Origin of the sequence: Pseudoalteromonas sp. PPB1 (assembly GCF_015356275.1) — a bacterium.
GTDB lineage: Bacteria > Pseudomonadota > Gammaproteobacteria > Enterobacterales > Alteromonadaceae > Pseudoalteromonas > Pseudoalteromonas rubra_D.
Map to the genome: position 1 here is coordinate 118,386 of NZ_JACEQV010000005.1, position 24,077 is coordinate 142,462.

The 24,077-nt window shown below is 46.5% G+C and carries 17 protein-coding genes; 11 read left to right on the forward strand and 6 right to left on the reverse strand.

Features of this window, described 5'->3' with window-relative positions; genetic code table 11:
• Nucleotides 1-168: 168 nt before the first annotated feature.
• The 6 genes from dnaK to IY568_RS06885 all read left to right on the forward strand — a co-directional run bounded on the left by dnaK (nucleotide 169) and on the right by IY568_RS06885 (nucleotide 8,938).
• Nucleotides 169-2,109, forward strand: coding sequence for a molecular chaperone DnaK (gene dnaK / locus IY568_RS06860; protein WP_323744728.1), 1,941 nt, complete (start codon nucleotides 169-171; stop codon nucleotides 2,107-2,109).
• Nucleotides 2,110-2,338: 229 nt separating this feature from the next.
• Entirely contained in the window at nucleotides 2,339-3,469 is a 1,131-nt protein-coding gene (dnaJ, locus tag IY568_RS06865) for a molecular chaperone DnaJ (protein ID WP_010381085.1), read from the forward strand.
• 584 nt (nucleotides 3,470-4,053) lie between these two features.
• Nucleotides 4,054-4,512 carry a Cys-tRNA(Pro) deacylase gene (ybaK, locus tag IY568_RS06870; RefSeq protein WP_194867158.1) on the forward strand — a complete coding sequence of 153 codons (459 nt, stop codon included), beginning with the start codon at nucleotides 4,054-4,056 and terminating at the stop codon, nucleotides 4,510-4,512.
• A 255-nt stretch (nucleotides 4,513-4,767) separates the two neighbouring features.
• Nucleotides 4,768-7,020 carry an acyl-CoA dehydrogenase gene (locus tag IY568_RS06875; RefSeq protein WP_125557102.1) on the forward strand — a complete coding sequence of 751 codons (2,253 nt, stop codon included), beginning with the start codon at nucleotides 4,768-4,770 and terminating at the stop codon, nucleotides 7,018-7,020.
• Nucleotides 7,021-7,172: 152 nt separating this feature from the next.
• Nucleotides 7,173-8,126, forward strand: coding sequence for a phosphotransferase (locus tag IY568_RS06880; RefSeq protein WP_194867159.1), 954 nt, complete (start codon nucleotides 7,173-7,175; stop codon nucleotides 8,124-8,126).
• The gene (locus IY568_RS06885; protein WP_194867160.1) at nucleotides 8,126-8,938 is read left to right on the forward strand and encodes a DMT family transporter; all 813 of its coding nucleotides are present in this window, start codon (nucleotides 8,126-8,128) and stop codon (nucleotides 8,936-8,938) included. The genes IY568_RS06880 and IY568_RS06885 overlap by 1 nt, the downstream gene beginning before the upstream one ends.
• Nucleotides 8,939-9,007: 69 nt before the next feature.
• Here IY568_RS06885 and IY568_RS06890 read toward each other — a convergent pair whose 3' ends face one another.
• The gene (locus tag IY568_RS06890) at nucleotides 9,008-10,651 is read right to left on the reverse strand and encodes a S8 family serine peptidase (RefSeq protein ID WP_125557096.1); all 1,644 of its coding nucleotides are present in this window, start codon (nucleotides 10,649-10,651) and stop codon (nucleotides 9,008-9,010) included.
• A gap of 189 nt (nucleotides 10,652-10,840) precedes the next feature.
• Nucleotides 10,841-11,890: an ABC transporter substrate-binding protein gene (locus IY568_RS06895; protein WP_194867161.1), complete on the reverse strand. Its 1,050-nt coding sequence runs from the start codon at nucleotides 11,888-11,890 to the stop codon at nucleotides 10,841-10,843.
• An 81-nt stretch (nucleotides 11,891-11,971) separates the two neighbouring features.
• On the opposite strand from IY568_RS06895, the gene IY568_RS06900 reads away from it, so the two are divergent.
• Nucleotides 11,972-12,367, forward strand: coding sequence for a cytochrome b562 (locus IY568_RS06900; RefSeq protein ID WP_125557092.1), 396 nt, complete (start codon nucleotides 11,972-11,974; stop codon nucleotides 12,365-12,367).
• Nucleotides 12,368-12,429: 62 nt separating this feature from the next.
• On the opposite strand, the gene IY568_RS06905 is transcribed toward IY568_RS06900, so the two are convergent.
• Nucleotides 12,430-14,277, reverse strand: a complete 1,848-nt coding sequence (locus tag IY568_RS06905; protein ID WP_194867162.1) for a TonB-dependent receptor — start codon at nucleotides 14,275-14,277, stop codon at nucleotides 12,430-12,432.
• A gap of 261 nt (nucleotides 14,278-14,538) precedes the next feature.
• On the opposite strand from IY568_RS06905, the gene IY568_RS06910 reads away from it, so the two are divergent.
• Both IY568_RS06910 and IY568_RS06915 read left to right on the forward strand, forming a co-directional pair.
• Complete coding sequence (locus IY568_RS06910; RefSeq protein ID WP_194867163.1) at nucleotides 14,539-17,952, forward strand: rhombosortase-dependent cadherin domain-containing protein; 3,414 nt, start codon at nucleotides 14,539-14,541, stop codon at nucleotides 17,950-17,952.
• 221 nt (nucleotides 17,953-18,173) lie between these two features.
• Nucleotides 18,174-18,431: a hypothetical protein gene (locus IY568_RS06915; protein WP_010381100.1), complete on the forward strand. Its 258-nt coding sequence runs from the start codon at nucleotides 18,174-18,176 to the stop codon at nucleotides 18,429-18,431.
• A 47-nt stretch (nucleotides 18,432-18,478) separates the two neighbouring features.
• Here IY568_RS06915 and IY568_RS06920 read toward each other — a convergent pair whose 3' ends face one another.
• Complete coding sequence (locus IY568_RS06920; RefSeq protein WP_125557880.1) at nucleotides 18,479-19,132, reverse strand: DUF6058 family natural product biosynthesis protein; 654 nt, start codon at nucleotides 19,130-19,132, stop codon at nucleotides 18,479-18,481.
• Between the two features lie 154 nt (nucleotides 19,133-19,286).
• On the opposite strand from IY568_RS06920, the gene dapA reads away from it, so the two are divergent.
• Together dapA and IY568_RS06930 are read left to right on the forward strand one after the other, a co-directional pair.
• The gene (dapA, locus tag IY568_RS06925; protein ID WP_194867164.1) at nucleotides 19,287-20,201 is read left to right on the forward strand and encodes a 4-hydroxy-tetrahydrodipicolinate synthase; all 915 of its coding nucleotides are present in this window, start codon (nucleotides 19,287-19,289) and stop codon (nucleotides 20,199-20,201) included.
• A gap of 74 nt (nucleotides 20,202-20,275) precedes the next feature.
• A complete protein-coding gene (locus tag IY568_RS06930; protein ID WP_194867165.1) occupies nucleotides 20,276-21,574 on the forward strand; it encodes a DEAD/DEAH box helicase in 1,299 nt (432 codons plus the stop codon).
• A gap of 47 nt (nucleotides 21,575-21,621) precedes the next feature.
• Here IY568_RS06930 and IY568_RS06935 read toward each other — a convergent pair whose 3' ends face one another.
• Both IY568_RS06935 and IY568_RS06940 read right to left on the reverse strand, forming a co-directional pair.
• Complete coding sequence (locus IY568_RS06935) at nucleotides 21,622-22,257, reverse strand: glutathione S-transferase family protein (RefSeq protein WP_010381105.1); 636 nt, start codon at nucleotides 22,255-22,257, stop codon at nucleotides 21,622-21,624.
• A gap of 144 nt (nucleotides 22,258-22,401) precedes the next feature.
• Nucleotides 22,402-24,006 (reverse strand): AbgT family transporter, encoded by a 1,605-nt coding sequence (locus IY568_RS06940; protein WP_010381107.1) that lies wholly within the window; start codon nucleotides 24,004-24,006, stop codon nucleotides 22,402-22,404.
• Nucleotides 24,007-24,077 lie beyond the last annotated feature (71 nt).

Genomic DNA, 24,077 nt, shown 5'->3' on the forward strand with positions numbered 1-24,077 from the left:
TCTCTTATCTGGTCATACCAGAAGTTAAAAGTCAAATTTCGCTGATTTTTGATGAAAAAAACGGCATGGCAAAAAAATTTCAAAAAAAACCACTTTTTTTTTGTTGAGACGCTTGAATTACAAATTGCCGCCCCTATTTATCAAGTCATCTAACAGAACAACGAATTTTTGAAGTCGGAGAAGATTCACATGGGTAAAATTATTGGAATCGATTTAGGTACTACTAACTCTTGCGTAGCGGTACTTGATGGTGATAAGACACGCGTTATCGAAAACGCTGAAGGGGATCGCACAACGCCATCGGTTATTGCATTTACCGAAGAGGGCGAAACGTTAGTAGGTCAACCGGCAAAACGTCAGGCTGTGACTAACCCTCAAAACACATTGTATGCAATCAAGCGTCTGATTGGCCGTCGTTTTGAAGATGAAGAAGTTCAGCGTGACATCAGCATTATGCCATTTAAGATTGCTAAAGCAGACAACGGTGATGCCTGGGTTGAAGTACGTGGCGAAAAGCGTGCTGCACCTCAGATCTCTGCTGAAGTCCTGAAAAAGATGAAAAAGACAGCCGAGGATTTCCTTGGTGAGGAAGTAACAGAAGCCGTTATTACTGTTCCTGCATACTTCAACGATTCACAGCGTCAAGCGACAAAAGACGCAGGTCGTATTGCTGGTCTGGACGTAAAACGTATTATCAACGAGCCAACAGCTGCGGCACTTGCCTACGGTATGGACAAGAAACAAGGCGACAATGTGGTTGCTGTTTATGACCTGGGCGGTGGTACATTCGACATTTCGATCATCGAAATCGACGAAGTAGAAGGTGAGCACACGTTTGAAGTATTGGCGACTAATGGTGATACACACCTTGGTGGTGAAGACTTCGATAACCGCGTAATCAACTACCTGGTTGCTGAGTTCAAGAAAGACCAGGGCATTGACCTGAAAACTGACCCGCTGGCAATGCAGCGTGTGAAGGAAGCTGCAGAAAAAGCGAAAATCGAGCTTTCATCTGCACAGCAAACTGAGGTAAACCTGCCTTACGTAACTGCTGACGCAACAGGTCCTAAGCACATGAACGTGAAGTTGACTCGTGCAAAACTTGAGTCTCTGGTTGAAGACCTGGTTGCACAGTCTATCGAGCCGCTAAAGCGTGCACTCGCTGATGCAGATCTGTCTGTAAGCGACGTAAATGATATCATCCTGGTGGGTGGTCAGACACGTATGCCACTAGTGCAGAAGCAAGTAGCAGAGTTCTTTGGCAAAGAGCCTCGTAAGGACGTAAACCCTGATGAAGCGGTAGCGGTTGGTGCTGCGGTTCAAGGTGGTGTACTTGCCGGTGACGTGAAAGACGTACTTCTGCTTGACGTTTGTCCTCTGTCTCTGGGTATTGAGACTATGGGTCAAGTCATGACTGCGCTTATTGAGAAAAACACGACTATTCCTACTAAAAAGTCTCAAACTTTCTCAACAGCAGAAGACAATCAGTCTGCCGTAACAATTCATGTACTGCAAGGTGAGCGTAAGCGTTCAAGTGACAACAAGTCTCTTGGCCAGTTCAACCTGGAAGGTATTCGCCCTGCACAGCGCGGTGTACCTCAGATTGAAGTAACCTTTGACGTTGACGCGGATGGTATCTTGCATGTATCTGCGAAAGACAAAGACACAGGTAAAGAGCAGAAGATTACTATTCAGGCATCTTCAGGTCTGAGCGACGATGAAATTGAAAACATGGTTCGTGATGCCGAAGCGAATGCTGAAGAAGACAAGAAGTTCGAAGAGTTGGTTGGCGCTCGCAACCAGGCTGATGCTATGGTTCACGCGACTCGCAAACAAGTTGAAGAAGCAGGTGATGATCTACCAGCTGATGACAAAACAGCCATCGAAGCCGCACTGTCTGAGCTGGAAACAGCCATTAAGGGTGAAAGCAAAGAAGAAATCGATGCTAAGACTCAGGCACTTGCAGAAAAGTCTCAGAAGCTGATGGAAATTGCTCAGGCGAAAGCTCAGGCGCAACAAGCTGGCGGTGACGCAGGTGCGCAGCAAGCAAACAAGGCTGACGACGATGTAGTAGATGCCGAGTTTGAAGAAGTGAAAGACGACAAGTAATTGTTGACTTATCAGTGCCCACAGGCTTAGCCTGCGGTGCTAAACAGGGCCTGTTTATCCTTCAAGTTCTAACGAATGGCAGAGGTAAGCAGGCTCTGACGTATTTAAATTTAGGCGATAAGTAGATTGTGAACGGAGCTGGCAAGTCTCGTAAGCTGCGCAATCAAACAAGTATTCGCCAGGCGGTCATCACAATGGCTGATCGCTCAGTAAGAATTGTGTGAGAACTATGTCAAAACAAGACTATTACGACGTTCTTGGGGTATCAAAAGACGCCGGTGAACGTGACATTAAAAAGGCCTATAAACGACTTGCAATGAAGTATCACCCAGACAGAACTGCGGGCGACGCTGAATTGGAAGCAAAGTTTAAGGAAGTAAAAGAAGCCTACGAAGTCTTATCAGATAGTCAAAAACGCCAGATGTATGATCAATACGGCCATGCTGCCTTTGAACAAAACGGTGGTGCAGGCCATGGTGGATTTGGCGGCGGTGCTGATTTTGGTGATATTTTCGGGGACGTATTCGGTGATATTTTTGGTGGCGGAAGACGTCAGTCACGCCAGCAGCGCGGTGCAGATCTGCGATATAGTTTAGATCTGAGCCTGGAAGATGCAGTACGCGGCAAAGAAGTCGAAATCCAGGTTCCGACTTGGGTCTCTTGCAAACCTTGTGATGGCAGTGGCGCAAAGTCTGGGTCTAAACCAAAAACATGTCCTACCTGTCATGGTGCCGGTCAGGTCCAGATGAGACAAGGTTTCTTCGCAGTGCAGCAAACTTGTCCTACGTGTCAGGGAAGCGGACAGGTTATTTCGGATCCATGTGATAGCTGTCATGGTCAGGGCCGCGTGGAGAAAACCAAAACATTGTCAGTTAAAATCCCTGCGGGTGTTGATACGGGCGATCGTATCAGGTTGTCTGGAGAAGGTGAGGCTGGCATGCACGGTGCACCTGCAGGTGACTTGTATGTTCAGGTGAGCGTGAGAGAACACCCCATCTTTGTTCGGGATGGTAACAATCTTTACTGTGAAGTACCGATTAGTTATACCACAGCGGCTTTGGGCGGTGAGATTGAAGTTCCGACTCTGGATGGTCGTGCAAACCTTAAAGTACCTTCAGAGAGCCAGACTGGTAAGATGTTCCGTATGCGCGGTAAAGGTGTGAAGTCGGTACGCAGTGGTGCTGTGGGCGACTTAATTTGTAAAGTCGTGATCGAAACGCCTGTCAATCTTAATGAGAGACAAAAAGAGTTGCTTAAAGAGCTTGAAGAGAGCATGGGCAGTGATGCAGGAAAAAATCGTCCGAAGGCGCAAGGCTTCTTTGACGGCGTAAAAAAGTTCTTTGATGACCTGACGAAATAATGTCAGAGGTTTACCTCTGAGCTGACAGGCATATCAGAAAAACAAAACGGCGCTTTATGGCGCCGTTTTCTCTCAGTTTAACAGCATGAGATAATCCATATCTCCAGTACACTTACAAGCCAGTACTGTTCGACTGTGTCCTGTTAAAAGAAGCCCATCGGTACAGCCTAGTCGCTTACACTTGGACGCACAGGCCACACTGCTTTCCCAAAAATAATATTCGTTGGTTAAGAAAGACAAAGCAAAGTAGCTAACCGCACATACGGCTGCGATACGAACAAGACCTTTGTTCATAACGACTCTCCCGCGCAATAATACAGTGCGTATAGAGTTAATAAGACTTTAGTCTAATTTGGCGTTTTGTCTACCTTAAGATAGGGTTAAAAGTAACCTGCGGAGGATTATGTCTGACTGAAGCGACTAAACTTGTATCAGCAGCTTAACAAAACTTGAGCTGGTACTGAAGTTTATGGCAAAAAGGTCGCAATTTTCTCGTCATAATGTGCTCGACTATTCTTCCTAACGCAGACTGCTGTTGGTGAGGTACTATAGAATTTTTATGATAAGGGGCAGGAAACACTTATATGACACCCGCTATTCAGTTACTTAACAAGCATAAGATCAGCTTTGAGGTGCTTAAGTTCGAGCACGATCCGGGTATCACGGAGTTTGCACTCGAAGCGACTCAGGCATTGGCGCTGGAGCCGCATAAAGTGTTTAAAACGCTGGTTATCAGTGTCGATGGCAGGTTAAGTGTTGCTGTCACACCTGCTACTCAAATGGTTGACCTAAAAGCGTTTGCTAAAAGCTGCAAAGGCAAAAAAGCACAACTTGCAACGCAACAACAAGCCGAGAATGCGACAGGGTACCAACTGGGCGGTATCAGCCCCTTTGCACACAAAAAACGCTTGCCAGTGATTTTGCACAACTCTGCACTCAACTATGACACGATCTATGTTAGTGGGGGACGACGAGGTTTAGAGCTGGCGCTTAGTCCGACAGCACTTAAAACGCTGTGCTTAGCCCAGGTTGCTGATTTTTAAGCCATCTACTCTTATCTTACCTTTGACTGCTTTCTAATGAACAAAATAGTGTTTTTCTTCCCCCTCTTTTTTGAATAAAAAACAGTCAGAGGGCTGGTTTCAGCGAACACTTGTAAGCTATTAATTATTTAGAATTTTTTTAAACAACTCAGACCTTTCAGTAAAAAAGCCGTTAAAAAATAGCATAGAGTAATTGATCTAAACGGAATTTTATGCCGTAATGTAACTATATCAATCTGGTCGGATGAGTTTATTATGAGTTTAAGAACACAATTAAGAAAAATATTGCCAAGCATTTCGGTGACTGAACAAGAAGCACTCGATGCGGGTGATGTATGGCTTGAAGGCTCAATCTATCGCGGGAAACCAGACTTTGACGCATTGCGTGCGGTGCCGGAAGCCAAATTAAACAGCGAAGAGCAAGCGTTTTTGGACGGTCCCGTGCAAGAATTAATGGCGATGATCGATGATTCTGTGATCCAGAACGAGAAGCATTTGCCAGAGCACATTTTAGAATTTTTGAAAAAAGAGCGCTTCTTCTCTTTGATTATTCCTAAAGAGTATGGTGGCAGAGAGTTTAGCCCGTATGCGAACTCAACCATTGTAGGCACCATAGCGACAAAATCGTCTGCGGTTGCCGTTACTGTCATGGTTCCAAACTCTTTGGGGCCTGGTGAGTTGCTAATGCATTACGGAACCAAAGAGCAGCAGGCACATTATCTGCCTCGGCTTGCTAATGGTACTGATATTCCTTGTTTCGCATTGACCAGCCCTGAGGCAGGTTCTGACGCCGGTGGCATTCCGGATCAGGGTATTGTCACTAAAGGCCAATATAACGGTGAAGAAGTGCTTGGTCTGGAAATAACCTGGGACAAACGTTACATCACACTCGCGCCTATTGCGACAGTACTGGGATTAGCATTTAAAGTACTAGATCCGCAAGGCTTACTCGGTGGCAAAGAGTCTTTGGGAATAACCTGTGCGTTGATCCCCAAATCGCATCCGGGTGTTGAGCTGGGCAACCGCCACGATCCAATGGGCATCCGTTTCTACAACGGTACTACGCGCGGCGAAAAAGTGTTTATCCCAATGGACTTCATTATCGGTGGTCAGCAAAATATTGGTCGCGGATGGCAGATGTTAGTTAGCTGTCTGGGTGCCGGGCGTGGTATTTCTTTGCCAGCGCTGGGCGTTTCTACCAGTCAGGTTGCGTTGAAGTCGGCGTCAGAGTATGCGGCGGTACGTGAGCAATTCGGGCTGGCAATCGGTCAGTTTGAGGGGATCCAGGAAAAGCTTGCGGACATCGCTGGCAAAACTTATCTTCAAGAAGCGATGCGTGTACTGACAACGGAAGGTCTGGGTATGGGTCTGAAGCCGTCAGTGGTAACTGCTATTGCCAAATACCACATGACAGAAACGGGTCGGGATGTTTTGGATTCAGCCATGGATATTTTGGCCGGTAAGGCCATACAGAATGGTCCGCAAAATACGCTGGCCAGTGGTTATGTCGCACAGCCTATCGCGATTACCGTAGAAGGAGCCAACATCCTTACTCGAAACCTAATGATTTTCGGTCAAGGGGTTATGCGTTGTCACCCTTATCTGCAATCAATGGTTGAGGCAATTCACAGTGAAGAAGCGGATGCAGACAAAACCTTTAACAAGATATTGCGTAAGACAGTAGGGTATAGTGTTGCGAATAGTTTACGAGCATTCAAGCTAGGGCTACTGCCATTTACAGCGAGTAGTAACTCGAGTTTGCCAGAAGTACAGGCATACGAAAAAGCGGCACAGCGTTTGTCAGCCAAGCTGGCTGTGTATGCCGATTTCTCTTTGCTGGTTCTGGGTGGCAAGCTTAAGCAAGCTGAAATGCTATCTGCTCGTCTGGGTGACGTAATGAGCTACCTATATGCTGCCATGGCTTCTATCAAGTATTACGAGCAGAAAGTAGCAGTGACAGACCGTGAGGCTGCTGCACCATATTTCCATTATGCAACACGTTACGCGTTGGTCGAAGCCGAGCAGGCACTGCATAAGTTCCTGGATAACTTTCCGGCACCTGGTACACGAAAGTTCATGCGGGTGCTGACTATGCAGTTCGGTCATTCTATGCCGCGTATCAACGACGACATGATACGTGAACTGGCGACGGCTGCGCAATTGGATACCGCATTTAAGGCTCAGTTAACGCATTTAGTTAAGCCGCAAGCTGGTGACGGCCACGACATTAACGAGCAGGCTTATAAGGCTAAAATTGCATGCCTGGACCTGTTGAGTAAAGTTAAGCGAGCACTCAAAAAGCGTGAGATCAAAGCTGGGGTTCGTTTTTACGAAACACTGGACAATGCATTGATAGCCAAAGTCATTAATGAAACAGAGTACGCTCAGTTGATTGATTATAATCGTAAGCGTGAAAAAGCCATTCGGGTTGATGAGTTTGATTTTGACCTAAACTTGATTGACGAGGCTGATTCATCAAGTGTAGTAAAATCGGCGGTAAATCAATAAATTAATTTATTAGTTTGTCTCTTTCAAGCCCCGTTTATTCGGGGCTTTTTTGTGACTGCGCAGCGGCACTGTGTCTGGGGAGAGCAGGGCAGACGTGTTACACTGTTTATGAAAGTTAACGGGTAAACGTCACAAGAATCTCAAGGAACGCCATGTCAACCTCCGCACTTGTCTCGCATGTTATGACCATGCTTCCTGACACACAGCAAGCCCAGGCATTATGGAGTGGCTGTGGTTACATTCATAAATTTACTTATCAGGGTGAGTTGCTCGTTGCCAAAGTGGCCACTGTACCAGCACAACTGGCGCATCGCCATATTACCCAGAGCGCCCATTCTTTGCGTCGAAAATATCAATCTTATGAGAAGGAATTGAACTTCTATCGACACACAGCGCAGCATTATATCGCAGTTTGCGCATTGCCTGAGGTTAAAGCGTTGGCACATCAGAACGAGGTTTTTGTTCTGGTGCTTAGTGATTTTGAAGCGCAGGGGTATCACAATATAACCGCTGCGTCTCGTGTCCATCTTGATCACATGCTTACGTGGCTCGCACGCTTTCATGCGGTTGGGCTTGTCCATCCTGATGCAGTGGCAGGGGTTGCGCGAGGAAACTACTGGCATCTGGACACGCGTCCGGATGAATTCGAACGTATGGTTTCCGGCAAGCTTAAAAATAATGCACAAGTAATCAACCAAAGGTTGCTTGATTGTCCTTATCAAACTTTAATTCATGGCGATGCGAAGCCAGCCAACTTTGCTTTTAGCTCAAAGCAGGCATTGGGTTATGACTTTCAGCATGTTGGTCTGGGAGTTGGGGTAGCTGATGTAATGTTACTCTTGACCAGTTTATACAGTGGCCGAGAGCTCGAAATGCAATCACTGGCGAGTTTGGATAGCTATTTTGAGCAATTAGGCCGTGCTTTGTCCGGGGTTTGGTCGACCGAGCAAATTGCCGAACTAGAGAAAAGCTGGCGGGCGTTATGGCCATATGTCTGGGCTGATTTCCAACGCTTTTTAATGGGTTGGAAGCCCGATCATCAAAAACTGACCGCTTACATGTTTTCTCAGAGCGAATTATGCCTTGCGCAACTTGGTGAGGCGTGATGCTGAGTGCGTTAATAAGTGCAATTTGCTGGGCCTGTTTTGACTTTTTACGAAAGCAACTGGCTCAGCAGGTCAGTGCACCTTTGATGTCAGTGATCTTCAGTTTGCTGGTACTGCCTGGCTACCTCATTTACTGGGGTTGGTTGCAAGCACCTTTACCAGAAGTCGAGTACTTCGTTCCGGGTACGATAAGTGGTTTGCTCGCGGCGATTGGGAGTGTGTGTTTTATTCGTGGTCTGGCAGTTGGCAAAATTGCTGTGATGTTGCCGATGCTTTCTGTAACACCTGTCGTGTCTGGTGCGTTTGCTTGGATTTGGTTGGGTGAACCGCTCGTTGAGGCTCAGGTTCTGGCCTTAGGTGCAATTACACTTGGTTCTTTCATACTGCAAGGTGGGAGGTTTGCGATCCGTGAACCGGGCGCCGGGTATGTCCTGATAACAGCCTTGTGTTGGGGGATGTGCATCGTGTTCGATAAACAGGCCCTGCAACATGCTGAGGTGAGTTTTCATTTGATTTTCCTTACTGCTTCTGTGGCGCTAATCAATGGGATGATTTTCAGACCTGAGTTAGGTGCTGGCGTGTTATTGAAGTATAAATGGCAATGGGGAGGAGCTGCATTAGTCTTTGCCTTTGCTGTGTTGTGTCAGTTGGTGGCTTTGCAACAGCTACAGCCAGGCGTGATGGAGGCAATTAAACGTGCTATTGGTATCACCAGCGCAGCATTGCTCGGGGTGTACTTCTATAAGGAAACACTGAGGCACTATCAATGGTTAAGTATCGCCGTGATTTTGGTCGGCACGGTCTCTTTGTAATTGAGGAGCAAGCTATTTTGCTTGCTCCAGGAGCGACAACCTCATCCATGAGCGCTGCCTTTTATTGATTTACTTACATTGTGCGCCTTTGCGCCATACATTGCTGAAAATGTCAGGGCGTGCACCTAGTGACCACCAGGTTGCCTGATATTCGTAGCCGCTGTACGATACTTTGTCGCCAGTGTTATAGTAAGTTCCGGCATTCCACGCCTCAACGCCACTACAACCACCGCCGTTACTACCGTCAGTTACTGTTACATTCAGGCTCTTCGACGCGGTCTTATTGTTCGCGCCTTTAACCGTCAATGTGACGTTGTAAGTACCTGCTTGTGCGTAAGTATGGCTTGGGCTGGTTTGTGTGCTGGAGTTACCATCACCAAAGCTCCAGCTGTAAGTTCCAGCGCTTGATTTGTTGCTAAATTGAACACTCAGGCCGTTTGATGTCGCGTTGAAATCCGCAACCAAAACTGGCTGACCGCCACATCCCGCATTTACCAGATAATCATAGGCGGCTTTAGCCTGTACGATACCGTGACCGTAGTAGTTGTCACGTCCGGCAGAACCTTTGTCTTTGGCTGTTGCATTAAGCGCCGAGCGGATTTGGTCCGCGCTACACTGAGGGAAGTTACTCCATACCAGCGCTGCTACGCCAGATACGTGTGGTGTAGCCATTGAAGTACCACTGATGCTCTTGTAGCCTTGGTCATTCCACGTTGAATTTACGCTCACGCCTGGGCCTGCAATTTCTACCTGGCTGTTATATTGTGAGAAAGACGCAACGCGCTCAGAGCTGTCGACGGCTGCGACCGAGACGACTGCATCATATGATGCTGGATAGCTAAATGAGCTGTTTGAACCGTTACCTGCAGCCGCAATATGTAGCATGCCGCGCTGTGCACTTGATGCGAAAGCATTACGCTCAGCAGTCGAGCTGCCGCTGCCGCCTAAGCTCATGCTGGTAACATTTGCTCCTGCTGCTTCACACTGCTCAATCGCTTTGATTAGGTCAGAGCCATATGCCCAGCGACCTTGGTCATTGAAGACCTTAACGATATGTAAACCAAGCTGACCTGATGGGTTAACACCTACCACACCCTGTCCATTGCCGCCAAGCGCAGCAATAGTACCGGCTACGTGCGTACCGTGGCCGTTGCCGTCCTGATACCAGTTACCTGTATTATATGAACCGTGACCGTCATTGCCAGTCACACCTGTATTTGGCAGATCTGGGTGGCCACGTGTATAACCTGTGTCCATGATACAGACTTTTTTGTTACCCGCACTGCTGTCACTTACCTGGTTCGCCTGAACCATGGTGATACCATATGGGACAGATTCAGCAAGTGGAACTATAGAGCCCTCAGTGACCTGTGGCAGATAACGCTTAGGGTCAACTTCAATTGACGCAACGTTACCGCTCGCTTCAAGAGCTGATAATTGCTCTGGAGTTAGTTCCATGACCACCGCATTTACGCTTGTCAATGTCTCAATTGCTTCGGCGTTGGCTTGTGTAGCTATGCTAGCAAGACCTTGTGCTTTGAATTGAGCAAGTTCGGCACCAGATACACGCAATGGAAGCGTGTTGGCTACTGCAGAATCTTTAACAGTGACAATGACACGTTGTGTTTCAGACGCCTGTGCTGTGCCGAGTGCTGCTGTGACACCCAATGCTAGCAAAGAGTATTTTACGCTTGTTAGAACTTTGGTTTTCATAAGTTTACCTATATTACATGTTGTTAACCCTTATAACTAAAACAGGGAATGCCAGCGCTGTCAATAATGAAAAAATGAGGAAAATTTTGCTGAGGAAATTTTATACTTTTTGTGGATGGTTCGTAGATTGAAATTTGTTGCAAATGCAACTTGTGTGGCATTTTATTTTTTATATTTCGAATAAAAAAATTAAAATTTTAATTGCTGATTCAGTGTCTTAATATTGTAACTTTGACCACCTGTGGTGAACTGTTTAAAGTCAATGTCATTCAAATCAGCACTGTGTATAGCGCGATACAAAGGGCTAAATTTTTCTGAATATGGCCTAAAGATTGCAATTTTTTGCTCTCCAATAGCGCTAATCTTGCGGTCATGGAATTTTCTAATCTCTGTTAACAAGTAGCCGCCTAATAATACATGCCCACCCAGTGACACATCGATGACGTTTTCATGACCTAAATCCCAATTTATGCCCCCAACCTTAACATTCTCTCTCATATTGAGCTCAGATGCAGCCCGCGCAGCGCCGCGAGCAATGGCATCATTTGCACACCAGATAAGGCGGGTATCTGGAAACCGTTGCAGCAGCCCAAATGCCAGCTCGTAGGCGTTTTGTTCAGACCATTGTGCATCAATACGCTCAACCAGGTTTACTCCATAAGTACGATTAGTGTAGCCAAGCAAGCCTTGTTCGCGTTCAATTGCGGCATTTGTGGCAACATCACCCAGTAAAGCAAGCATTACGTAGCGCTCGCTTGATTGCTTTGTTCTGTTGGGTAAAGCATCATGGAGCAGTTTGGCTAGCAGTCGACCTGCCTGATAGTTGTCAGGTGTAACGGAACCAAGTACGCCAATGCCTTTGGCTGCGATGCGCTTTAGTGCCAGTTTATCCGGGCTATTCAGTAAAAATGCGACGCGTTTATGCTCACCTGGTACGGTAAGCAGTGCGTCCGTAATAACGCCTTTTTCATCAACGAGAATAAGATAGTCGGTTTTACCACTGAGTGCGTCCTGTGCGAGTTTCTTCATATGAATATGATTCCTCTCGGCGTACAACGTCCTGAGTTCTATATCCAAATCTTGTGCTGCGGCTTCCATGATTCTTGTGACATTTTGCCAGAATGCGCCAGTTGGATTGGTATGTTTATGGCCTGGATTGACGAAAGTCACAGTGATTGTTTGTGCACAGGGGGAAAAAGCCACGAACAGTAGCACAACAGACATAATTAACACTTTCATTGTGCACCTCGATGCCAGTGCGACAGTTTGTTTGCCGCGCTTTTACTTATATACTAGCCCATTCTTGATTAAGGGGGAAAAATGAAGCTGTTGATAATCTTTCTTTGTTCTGCGCTTTTTGTGCCGTCAGTTGTGGCACAGCAAAGTCAGGATTTGAATCAGACGATGAAGAATATGGGACATGCTTACAAGCAGGCGATGGAGGCTCAACAAGCGGAAGAGATCAACAAGCATCTCGAAACTATGCTGCTTTTGATCCAACAAAGTAAGCAGCACAATTTCAAAGCTGATGTAAAAGTGCAATCCCTTCAGGGACTGGATAAGGTGTCAAATGTTATCCAGACGGCGCAAGGGTTGCTGGCTCAGGCGAAAATGCAACAAGCCAAAGATTTACTCAGACAGATTGACGGGTTGCGAAAGGAGTATCACGAATTGCATGAGCCACCTGGGTTCTGGGAATTATTATTCGGGAAGTAACCCTGAGTAGGGGCGTTTTCAGGAGGTAGGGGAAGTGCCAATATCGGCCACTTCCCACTTAGTTAAATCTGCCAACTGATATCAAATTTAACAGTACGCTCGGCATGAAATGGCGCATCTTCGTCCGCGGTTGTTCTATGAAGGCGGTTGAAGAGGTTTAGCACACCAGCACGCAGTGTCCAGCTTTCATCTATGTACCAATTTAGGTTCAGATCTAAGACCAAGCTTTTGTCCAGTTCGGCTTCACCTGACCCTGGCTGATTTTTTGCCAGTTGATAGGTTAACGCGGGCTTAAACTCGAATGAGTCCCATGCATACTGACCGGATATACTCAGTTTGCGAGGTGCGATATCTGACAGGTAATCACCTTTATCACTCTTTCCTTTTTGATGTGTGTATCCCAGTGTATATGACAGTGTGTCGTTAACTTCGACTTGAGTTAATATTTCCGCCCCCGAAATACTGGCCTGATCCAGATTGAGATAGGTTCTGTCTCCTGACTCCAGCTTTATTCGTTCTATATAATCGTCCAGGCGGGTATGAAAGAGGTTCAGGGTTGTCTTGGCAATTTTGTGGTCGTGGCGATAACTCAACTCAAGCCCCTGGCTGGTTTCAGGGTCAAGTTGCGGGTTACCAATTGTATTCCCTCTGGGAGTGATGCCGTTAAAGTAAAGCTCTGTCAGCGTCGGGAAACGAAATGCGTTGGCATAATTGAGCGACACGCTGTGTGATTGCCACTTTCTGGTTACGCCCAGGCTATGGCTTAGGTGATTATCAGACTTACTGACACCGAAGTTATTGGCAGCAAAGTGATCAAATCGTGCACCAAAGTCTACTCGCCAGCTTTGCTCATCCCAGATACCGTTGATAAACGCCGCGATGTTGTCTTGTTGGCCGTCCAACAAAGTGTTTGTTGTTATATCGTCAGTGGCTTTGAGACTGGTTTCCTGATCTGTAATTGAAACTCCCCGTCTGGCAGTCCAGTCGAGGCCTGCTCTAATTGGCAGCTCGTGCCAGTCAAACTCGTGATATAGGTTCGCGCCGAGAGTATGAGATTGGTATGAGGTCAGATTGTGCCGTTTGCTAATGCGAAGCACATCGCTATCCCAGTTTTGGTAGTGATGGAACACATTGACCAGCCACTGTTTTGATTTCACAGAGACTTGTGCCAAACTATGCAGATCTTCCGGATACATGGCAATCTGGCTGTCAGGATAGGCTACACCATTTTTCCCAACGTCTTTGCTGACGGAGGGCAACCAGGACATATTCAGCTCAATGTCTTCTGTTAGCGCATGACGATATCTGAAGCTGGATGAAAATTGCTCATAGCCATTATTGAGCTCGTCGCCATTAGGAGCATGGCTTCGCTCTTTTTTTCTGTATGCGAAGGCCAGGTTGTAGTTTTCTTTACCCGTAATGGCCAGAATACGGCGGCCATTACCTGTATCTTCATAGCCCAGCTCTAGTGTATCTTGCTCGCCCTGAACAGAGTTCATAGCGATAACACCGCCAATTGCTTCTGATCCATATAGCATGGCTGCCGGGCCTTTTTGCACACTAGCAAGTTGCAGCAAGCCCGGATCAATAAACGAAGCTGAGTTACCAGCGCGACGGTCGGTCAGGAGGACTATACCATTCACCTCAGTTCTGACTCGCCAGCGGCTTAGACCCCTAATACTATAGCTCTGATAAAGTCCACCCTGGCCATTCAGGGACACCCCCGGAACCTGGACTACCCAATCTGCAATAGTGTTGCTTGCTCCATGCAAATCCTCCTTGCTGACATGAGAAATGTTAATGTTTGTAAATGGCTCTGATGCAAGTAAATTTTTACCGCCTATTACTTCAATGGTTTCAATGGCGCTGCCTTGCGCTGCGATCGTAGATAAAAGTAAAACCTGGATCATGTACTGCTAACCCTAAATTGACTGCTTTGACTCGTTAAGAAATCATTCATATTTGATGAAATTCTGTTATTGTTACAATCAAATGTACCCTTAATTGATAACGGGGTTAAGTTAAATGCGGTGAAACCACATTGTTTGTAACTTTCTACATTTGTGCTTAACTTTATTGACGTTTTGGGGTGTAAACGGTACAACGCTAAACTGACGTATCTGTTTACTTACAATCAATTAAAACTATAACTACTCTTACAAGGGAAAAATATGAAACTCTTACATCCTGTGAGCCTGGCTGTTGCAATCGCACTGGGTGGTGCCAGCTATCTGGCGTATCAAAATGCGCAACCAAGTATCTACGAACAAAAAGCGGACTATCTGGCTGCCAAAGCGGAGAAAAAAGCCAACTCACCAAAACGCTATGACAAACCCAAAGAGGCACAAGAGTTTTATATTTCGCAGCGTTTGCCTAAAGGGGCTGAAACACTGCCTACTGAAAAGTATTCTAAAGCGTTAGAGCACATCAAAACGATGACGCGTTTCTCTTTGGCAGAAAACAGCGTTGTATTTGATTATGCACCACGTTTGAACTCGATAGATGGCGTGAATCGTGAACTGGGTGAATGGGAAGAGTTAGGACCAGGTAACATTGGTGGTCGTACTAGAACGTTGATTATCCACCCGACAGAGCATGACATCATGTATACAGCTGGTGTTGCAGGTGGTGTATGGAAAACGACAGATGCAGGTCAATCATGGCAGCCTCTAAGCGATTTGGCGACCAACCTTGCAGTAACTACGCTGACATTTGCGCCGAATGATCCAAATACAATCTATGCTGGAACGGGCGAAGGCTTCTTCAACGCTGACGCTATTCGTGGTGATGGTATTTTCAAATCGACTGATGGTGGTGCGACCTGGGAGCAGCTAGAGTCAACCGCAGGCAATGAGCTATTCCAGTATACCAACAAGATTGTCTTCAGCAAAAATGACCCTGCGACTTTATATGCTGCTACTCGTGGTGGTGTACAGCGCTCTACAGATAGTGGTGCAAGCTGGGAAACTGTGTTTGTGGCTGAAGCTGCCGCGGTAGGGTGTACTGATCTGACACTGGTTGATGGTGGCGACGCAGACGTGTTGGTTACTGCTTGTGGTTCATTCAGAACCGGTGGAATGCATCGCAGTGCTGATGGTGGTGATAGCTGGTCTTCAGTACTAGAGTTGCCGACTCAAGGCCGTTCAACGATTGCTGTTGCTCCTTCTGATAATAATATCATGTACGCGTTGCTTGCGAATGTCGGCGACCATGGTATGGAAGCGGTTTACAAATCCGAAGACATGGGTTTGACGTGGAATGCGACTGTGACGCGTGACTCTGCAGATACATACAGCAAATTATTGCTTAGTAATACAGTTTACGGCTTGTTCCCGCAGTGTGGATATGGACCAGATCCTCAATTTTACAACCAGGGTTGGTACGACAATATCATCGCTGTAGATCCATCTAATCCAGACGTAGTGTGGACCGGTGGTATCGATCTATTCCGTTCAGATGATGGTGGACAGTCGTTTGTACCAGCCAGTATCTGGTGGTACGACATGGATCACCCTCTCTATGCACACGCTGACCAACACACACTGGTATTCCACCCAGCATATGATGGCGTTAACAACACAACTATGTTTGTGGGTAACGATGGTGGTATTCAGCGCACAGATAATGCCCTAGATGCGCGCTATGACCTTGCTCAGATCTGTGGTGCGGAAGGTGCGGCTGGCCCTGAAGGCAAAGTGAATTGGACAACGCTTAATAATGGTTATGCGGTTACGCAATTTTATCATGGCACGGTAATGCCTGATGGCACTGCGTACTTTGGCGGTACTCAGGATAATGGTACTTTGCTTGGTAACGACGGCGGCTTCAACGAGTGGCGCGAAATTTCCGGTGGCGACGGTGGTTGGACTGCAGTTGACCCGACAAATCCAAACGTTCTGTTCTCAGAATTCACAGGCTTGTCTATTCAGAAGTCGCTCGATGGTGGTGCGACTTTCAACAGAGCTACTAACGGTATCACTGGTGACGGCTTCCCATTCATTACACGCTTTGAAATGGCGCCTTCTAACCCTCAAGTTCTGTGGATAGGTGGTAACCAACTTTGGCGTACAACCAATCAGGCTGAAAGCTGGACAGCAGGCAGCCCTGTATTAGACAGTGCAGTATATGCGATCGGTATCGCTCCACAGGATGAGAATATTGTAGCTGCAGGTACACGCGAAGGTTACATCTACATCAACTACGCTGCAGGTGAAGCAGATGCAGAGCAAGCTTGGCATAGTTTCAAAATAGGTGAAGAAGGTGAGCGTGCGACGATCAGCGCCATCGCGTTCGACCCAACAGATGCTCAGATTGCATATGCAACCGTATCTACGTTTGATCAGGCACATGTGTGGAAAACCACAGATGGCGGTAAGAACTGGATGCCTATTGATAAAAATATTCCAAACGTTCCTGCTACCTCTGTTGCTGTTGATCCAAACAATGCACAACGCGTTATTATCGGTACTGATTTAGGGGTGTTTATCTCTATTGACGGTGGTGAAAACTGGTTTGCAGATGGTTCAGGCCTGGCTAACACCAACATCGCTAAAGTCGCGTTCCACAATAATGAAGTGTTTGCTTTCACTCACGGTCGCAGCGCATATAAAGTTGCCCTGGCGAGTTTTGGTGACGTAGAGCTGAGCACGCAAGAGGATACTGAGTTAAACGTTGCCTCAGCACTGGTAAGTCGTTTCACAGACAACGCGTTTGTAACGGTTGAGATCACTGAAACGCCTGAGTCTGGTATCTTAATGATGGATGGTCAATTACTTGATACTGGTTCTGTTGTTGAGGGAGATGACGTTGCTAAAGTTGTCTATATGCCAAACGCAGATTTCAACGGTGAAGACCACTTTAAGGTAGCAGGTAAAACACAAGGTTCAGATGCTGCTGAAGAGGTCGTTGTTGACTTAACCATTGAAGCTGTGAACGATGCACCAGTATTCGAAGCGATAGAGGACATTCGCTTGACGCTAGGTGAGCAGTTTACTATGGACTTCAATGGCAAGGTATCGGATTCCGATAGTGAAACTATTAAGTTGACTATGGAGTCACAAGTGCCTGGGTTTATATTCAAAGATGGTGTACTAAGTGGCCAGGCTGAAGAAGTGTTTAGTGGCGACGTAGTACTGACTGCATCAGATGGTGAAGTAGAAACAACAACTAGCTTTGTGGTTGATATTGCTGACCGTGCCCCGGTAATTGAGCAGCAGCAGAGATTCGAGGTATTCGAAAATACTCCTGTTGGTACAGTGATTGGACAGCTGGCATTCAGTGACCCGGACGCAGATGTTTCACCAGTGGTAGCATTCCATGTATATGGCGATGATTCGTTCAATATCGATGCTGAGGGTAACATTACCGTTGCCAGAGAACTGGATTTTGAATATCAGGAACTTGTTGTACTCGGTGTGCAGGCTGAAGACAAATACGGTAACCTGTCTAAACACACAACTGTTAATGTGAAAATTAAAGATTTACGTGGTAATGATGATGATAACGATGACGGCGATGCCGGTTCGTTCTCATGGCTAGCATTACTGAGCTTGCCGTTGGCAATGCTTCGCAGAAGACGTAAATAAGTAAAACTTGACGTGAAAAAGGCGGGTCAGCTAATGCTGGCTCGCCTTTTTTATTGATATCAAGTGCCTCACAGTTGGGGTTATCGAGACAATACTCTGCAATTTGAATTACTTTTTATAATAAATTGTTGATAGATTGAGCGAACGATCTATAAAGCACTGGATATTCCAAACTAGGCTGATATAACTATCAATGGATTGAGAAACAGGAATTCGTCACGATGGACAAAACACAACAATTGGATAACGGCGTCATCGCTGAACTACAAAATAAAGATCATTCAGAACAATTAAAGCAGCTGGACAACCTAAGTTGCACCCATGGCGATATTATCGAGCTACTGGCACAATATCTTGCCTTGAGTGAACAAGACGACGATAGTCAATTTGATGCCTGGTATGACGCACTTTGTCAGGATCAGCTAACGGTATTGAAGACGTTTGAAATCTTTAGAGCCCACTATGAGCAGGCTCATTAGATAGAGGTGCCCCGATTGCGGTTAGCGCCTGGGGGGAGCATGCTGGATTACCGAATAGATAAATCGTATTTAGCGATCAGGCTCTCAATGTACTTGTAACGAATGGACATGGGCTTCTCATGCTCCATGTGATGACTCAGCGCGCGATTTAAGAGCTTGAGTGCACCTAGCAGTTCAGTTCTGTGTTCAGCCGGGATAAGTGCGGCAGTGCGCTCTTCGGTGAGTGCGTCGACCAATGCCCGGCCTAAGTCAATGTAAACAACTTCTTCAACCAGACCATTTTGGCTGATAACACCGTATTTGCTGCACAGAAATTGTTGCCAGCTTTGTTGCACGTGCTCTGGTAAGTCTTCATTAAAGCGACTGTCCTGACTTATCAGCCCCTGTTGTGCACACTTGGTGAGAGTTTGAATATACTTTTGCTGAAACAGCTCATATGCATGTGTAGATTGCTCAACTTGATGTTTAAGTAATAGCTGGCCCCATTGCTCTGCGCCTCTTGGATAGTATTCTGTGTGCTCAACACATTCATAGAGACCAAGGTACGAGCTACACTTTATTTGATTTTCCAGACTGTAACTGGCATTGGGGAAAATGCAGGTTTCCTGCCAATGAACTAGCTGTTCAGCAGTAATCCGAAGCGTACTGCAAAGCTCTTCTGCACTGAAAAAATGTGTATTCAAATGGTGAGTCAGGCGCATAAATAAAATAACTGGTTTTATATACAGTGGTTTCATTTTGGCTGAATTGATTAGGTTAGGCAAGCTGTTTTGTAAATTTTCCATTTTCCCCCTCGGATCTGAGGGGCATTTATGATAAAACTTAGCGCCAAATAATGAATTAAACGATATCCGTATGCGCAACATAGAAACGATAAAAAAAGCCAGTTTAATTACTGCAATTAAAACTCCTTACGATTCACAAGGTGAAATTGACCTTGCATGCTTTGACAAACTTGTAGCAGCTCAGATTGCAGCGGGTGTTGATGGAATTGTCGTTGGCGGCACGACTGGTGAAGGACAGTTAATGAATTGGGAAGAGCATTTGATGCTGATTGCCCATAGTGTTAATAAGTTCTCTGACAAGTTGGTGATTGTCGGTAATACCGGCAGCAACAATACGCGTGAAGCCGTTAAAGCAACCGAGTATGGTTTCGCCTCAGGGATGGATGCCGCATTACAGATCAACCCTTATTATGGTCGTACTTCTGAGGCAGGGCTGACAGAACACTTTGCGCGTTTACTCGATATTGGTCCGGCGTTTATTTATAACGTTCCTGGTCGCACAGGACAGGATCTGACTCCTGAGTTAATAGAGCCCCTTGCTAAGCATGCGAATTTTGTTGGGATGAAAGAATGTGCAGGACATGAACGGATCGCACATTACGAGCAAAAGGGGATTGCTTGCTGGTCGGGTAATGATGATCAGGCACATGACAGTCGTCACCAGCACCGGTCACATGGCGTGATTTCAGTCACGTCAAACCTTGTACCGCAGCTGTTCCGCACGCTGATTGATAGCCCAAATGAAACACTGAACACTCAGCTGCAGCCATTGATGAGTTGGTTGTTTTGTGAGCCTAATCCGATTGCTATCAATACTGCGCTCGCCATGACTGGGGCAGCGATGCCTGTTTTTCGTCTGCCTTATGTGCCATTGAGTGAAACCCAGCAAAGGCAAGGGATGGAATTGATCAACCAGCTGGATACTGAAATGGTGGTTGGCGGCAGCGCTGATGTTATCAATCCTGTTGATGTGAAACTATATTAACCCCACACAGGTGACACTAAGCCTGTAAATAGCGTATAATCTGCGGCCCTTCATTATGGTCGCAGGTTTTTGCTATGAATTTTAAGTCTTTCAGTTTTCCCGATGCCTTGTTACAGGCGCTTGATGAATTAAATTTCCATACCCTGACACCGATACAACAAGCGGCTATTCCGGTTGTTCGTCGCGGCCATGACGTACTGGCCACGGCTCAAACCGGCACAGGTAAAACCGCAGCGTTTGCACTGCCTGTGATCCACCGTTTGCTAGAAGGGGAGTCTTTGGACTCTGCCCGCGCCCTTATTCTTGCACCGACGCGTGAATTGGCGGAGCAAATCGCCAACAACTGTCAGGCTTTCTGTCAATATACTTCGCTGACTGTTCAGGCCGTATATGGTGGTGTGAATATTGAAGGACAGACACAACGTTTATCTCAGGGAGTCGATATCCTGGTTGCAACACCAGGGCGTTTACTGGATCTAATCCGTCTTGGTGCCGTGAGTCTGGCACAGGTTAAATATCTGGTATTGGATGAAGCAGACCGCATGCTGGATATGGGTTTCGTTGCGGACATGCAAAAAGTCATCGACATGGTTAGTGAGGAGCGGCAGTTATTGCTTTTCTCTGCTACTTTCCCTACAGCTGTTAAACAATTTGCAAAGCAAGTACTTCGCGAGCCTAAATTGGTGCAGGCTGCGAAAGAAAACACCACGGCGGAAACGGTCAGGCATGTTGTTTATCCAGTTGAGCAGAAGCGTAAGCAGGAGCTTCTTTCGGAACTAATCGGTAAGAAAAACTGGCTGCAAGTATTGGTCTTTGTGAACATGAAAGATGATGCTGATCAGCTGGTTAAAGAATTGGAACTGGATGGTATTAGTGCCACTGTGTGTCATGGTGATAAAAGTCAGGGAGCACGACGCCGGGCATTACGTGAGTTTAAGGAAGGAAAAGTAAGAGTCTTAGTGGCTACTGAGGTAGCGGCTCGCGGCATCGATATAGATGGACTGCCTCGCGTAATTAATTTTGATTTACCATACCTTGCTGAAGACTATGTGCACCGAATTGGTCGAACCGGTCGCGCTGGAAATTCCGGTCAGGCGATCTCTTTTGTTGCACGAGAAGAAGAGCAGACCCTGATCCATATTGAAACTTTGATTGGGCAAAAAATACAGCGTTATTACTTGCCGGGTTACGAAGTTGCTAGTCGCGAAAATCTAATTGAAAATCTCGCCAGGAAGCCGTCTCACCAACGTCGTAAAGCGCGAACTAACCGCCCGAGCAATCAGGCCAGTGGTGAAGCTCGAGCCAAAAATCGCTCCAAAATCAGTAATGTGCGTCAGAGACTGAAAGGCGCTCAGCTGAAGTTACAGAAGTAATGTCTCGCGTCAGGTCTGGTTAATAAACCAGACCTGACGATGCATGCTTAGCGATACATTCCCAATTCCGTCCCTTCCTTCTTACAAACGGCCTCAATGGCAGGGTGCCTTGAAATACCACTTAAGTAACGACCCAGATGCTCGAACTGAAGTGGCGGTTTAGCTAGTTCGTCCGCCCAGATACAAAGCATAAATAAATAGCAGTCACAGACTGTGAATTGTTCACCCACCATATAGGTTTTGTCTGCCAGGTGTCTGTCGAGTAAAGTCAGCATATCCTGAACACGAGACTGCTGAGTTCTGACAATATCGTCGTACATCAGTGCACTTTGCGTGTGACGTTCAGGGTAAAAATAGATCATCAGCTCAGCCTGTACTGTTGTGGTTAAGTACATCAGCCATTGATAAAACTCTGCTTTTTGTTTTGCTTCGGTAGGAATTAAATGACCTTCCGGATGTTTTTCACAGAGGTAAAGGCAAATAGCGGCACTTTCAAACAATACAAACTCGTCATCAACCAATGTTGGGATCCGTCCAGTGGGGTTGAGTCGTAAATATTGCGCAGATCTTTGCACATTTTTTTTTCGGTCGACAAGTTCTAGCTGATACGGGACCTGGAGGGCTTCGAGAACAAAATGGGGTGCTAAACTCGCATTGCGTGGATAGTAGAACAGTGTATACATGGTTAGCCTTAAATAGTTTATGTCGTAGGTTTAAAACTCCTTTTCGGCGATTCCTATAGGACTGTAGGACAGCATCGACTATTAAACAAATAGAACCTTGCACATTCGCCAAAAAAAATGCCAGCTTGCGCTGGCATAAATTTGTTAGGGCTGATAATAAATCGGAGAGTTTGGCCCGACTGGCAAGCCGAAACCAAATACCCAGATATAGAAAAGTGCAACCCAACCGATAAAGAAACACATACTGTAAGGCAGCATAGTCGCGACCAGAGTGCCTATTCCCATATCTTTTTTATATTTAGTAGCCACGGCCAGTATCAAACCAAAATAGCTCATCATTGGCGTGATCAGGTTTGTTACTGAGTCACCAATACGGTAGGCGGCCTGGATGGTTTCAGGTGCATAACCAACTAACATAAGCATTGGTACGAAGATTGGTGCGGTCACTGCCCATTGTGCTGAAGAAGACCCAAGGCTTAGGTTCACAACGGCACACATCAAAATAAACAGTACAAAGACTTCCGGGCCGGTGAGGTTTAACGCCTGCAGCATAGCTGCGCCATTAATCGCCAGAATCGTGCCCAGGTTTGTCCACTTAAAGAAAGCAACAAATTGAGCAGCAAAAAATACAAGTACAATATACATGCCCATTGAGCTCATGCTTTTACTCATAGCATCAATTACGTCACGATCATTACGCATGGTACCGACTACTCGTCCATAGACAAAGCCAGGAATTGCAAATGTTACAAAAATAAAGACCACGATGCCTTTTAGGAAAGGTGAACCGGCGACAGCACCTGTTTCCGGATGACGTAGAATGCCATTTTCTGGCACTATGGTTAGCGCCAGTAAGGCAGATACAACCAACAAAGCGACGCCAGCCCATTTCAGGCCAGATTTTTCTGTTGCAGTCAGGTGCTCGATATTATTGCTGGACAAATCAATACTGGCCTCGTCAGGGTTGTATTTACCAAGACGCGGCTCAACAATCGCTTCTGTTACCCAGGTACCTACGATAGCAATCAGGAATACAGAGATCATCATGAAATACCAGTTTGCTTCCGGACCAACCTGGTAAGTTGGATCTATCATCTGTGCAGCAGGAGTTGTGATCCCTGCAAGCAGTGGATCTATGGTGCCTAACAGTAAGTTTGCGCTGTAACCACCAGAGACCCCGGCAAATGCAGCTGCGAGACCGGCTAGCGGGTGGCGACCAAGGCTATGGAAGATCATGGCGGCAAGTGGGATTAAAACAACATAACCCAGCTCCGATGCAGTATTAGAGAGAATGGCGGCAAACACGACCATGAAAGTGACTAAACGCTTGGATGCGCCCATTACCATGCCACGCATAGCAGCAGAAAGCATACCTGAATGCTCGGCAACACTCACACCTAATAATGCAACCAGTACTGTGCCCAATGGCGCAAATCCAGTGAAATTGGTAACTAGGCCAGTGACGATACGCTGTAGACCTTCTGCACTCATCAGGCTAACGACCTCAATCACCCCATCTGGTGCTCTACCTTTAGCGCCCTCGGGGCGTGGGTCTATGGCACTGAGGCCCATCCAGTCGGCGATGCCACTAAATATAACAATGGCGACACAGAACATGGCAAACAGGGTGATAGGGTGGGGCAACATGTTACCCAGGAACTCAACCGTCGCTAAAAAGCGGTTAAACAGGCCGCCTTGTTTTTGCTGTGGGTTGGATTGATCAGCTGACGTCTCTACAGCCTTCGACATAGCAAATTTCTCAATTATAAAAAATGCCGTTACTCTACCACCAATCGGGCATTTGTTTTATAGCTACGCGT

Excerpts from the sequence above, each read along its gene's own strand:
- IY568_RS06875 (WP_125557102.1), top strand. The coding sequence starts at position 4,768 with ATGAGTTTAAGAACACAATTAAGAAAAATATTGCCAAGCATTTCGGTG.
- IY568_RS06910 (WP_194867163.1), top strand. The coding sequence starts at position 14,539 with ATGAAACTCTTACATCCTGTGAGCCTGGCTGTTGCAATCGCACTGGGT.
- IY568_RS06935 (WP_010381105.1), bottom strand. The coding sequence starts at position 22,257 with ATGTATACACTGTTCTACTATCCACGCAATGCGAGTTTAGCACCCCAT.
- dapA (WP_194867164.1), top strand. The coding sequence starts at position 19,287 with ATGCGCAACATAGAAACGATAAAAAAAGCCAGTTTAATTACTGCAATT.
- IY568_RS06905 (WP_194867162.1), bottom strand. The coding sequence starts at position 14,277 with ATGATCCAGGTTTTACTTTTATCTACGATCGCAGCGCAAGGCAGCGCC.
- IY568_RS06920 (WP_125557880.1), bottom strand. The coding sequence starts at position 19,132 with ATGCGCCTGACTCACCATTTGAATACACATTTTTTCAGTGCAGAAGAG.
- IY568_RS06900 (WP_125557092.1), top strand. The coding sequence starts at position 11,972 with ATGAAGCTGTTGATAATCTTTCTTTGTTCTGCGCTTTTTGTGCCGTCA.
- ybaK (WP_194867158.1), top strand. The coding sequence starts at position 4,054 with ATGACACCCGCTATTCAGTTACTTAACAAGCATAAGATCAGCTTTGAG.
- IY568_RS06915 (WP_010381100.1), top strand. The coding sequence starts at position 18,174 with ATGGACAAAACACAACAATTGGATAACGGCGTCATCGCTGAACTACAA.
- IY568_RS06940 (WP_010381107.1), bottom strand. The coding sequence starts at position 24,006 with ATGTCGAAGGCTGTAGAGACGTCAGCTGATCAATCCAACCCACAGCAA.
- dnaJ (WP_010381085.1), top strand. The coding sequence starts at position 2,339 with ATGTCAAAACAAGACTATTACGACGTTCTTGGGGTATCAAAAGACGCC.
- IY568_RS06930 (WP_194867165.1), top strand. The coding sequence starts at position 20,276 with ATGAATTTTAAGTCTTTCAGTTTTCCCGATGCCTTGTTACAGGCGCTT.
- IY568_RS06885 (WP_194867160.1), top strand. The coding sequence starts at position 8,126 with ATGCTGAGTGCGTTAATAAGTGCAATTTGCTGGGCCTGTTTTGACTTT.
- IY568_RS06880 (WP_194867159.1), top strand. The coding sequence starts at position 7,173 with ATGTCAACCTCCGCACTTGTCTCGCATGTTATGACCATGCTTCCTGAC.
- IY568_RS06895 (WP_194867161.1), bottom strand. The coding sequence starts at position 11,890 with ATGAAAGTGTTAATTATGTCTGTTGTGCTACTGTTCGTGGCTTTTTCC.
- IY568_RS06890 (WP_125557096.1), bottom strand. The coding sequence starts at position 10,651 with ATGAAAACCAAAGTTCTAACAAGCGTAAAATACTCTTTGCTAGCATTG.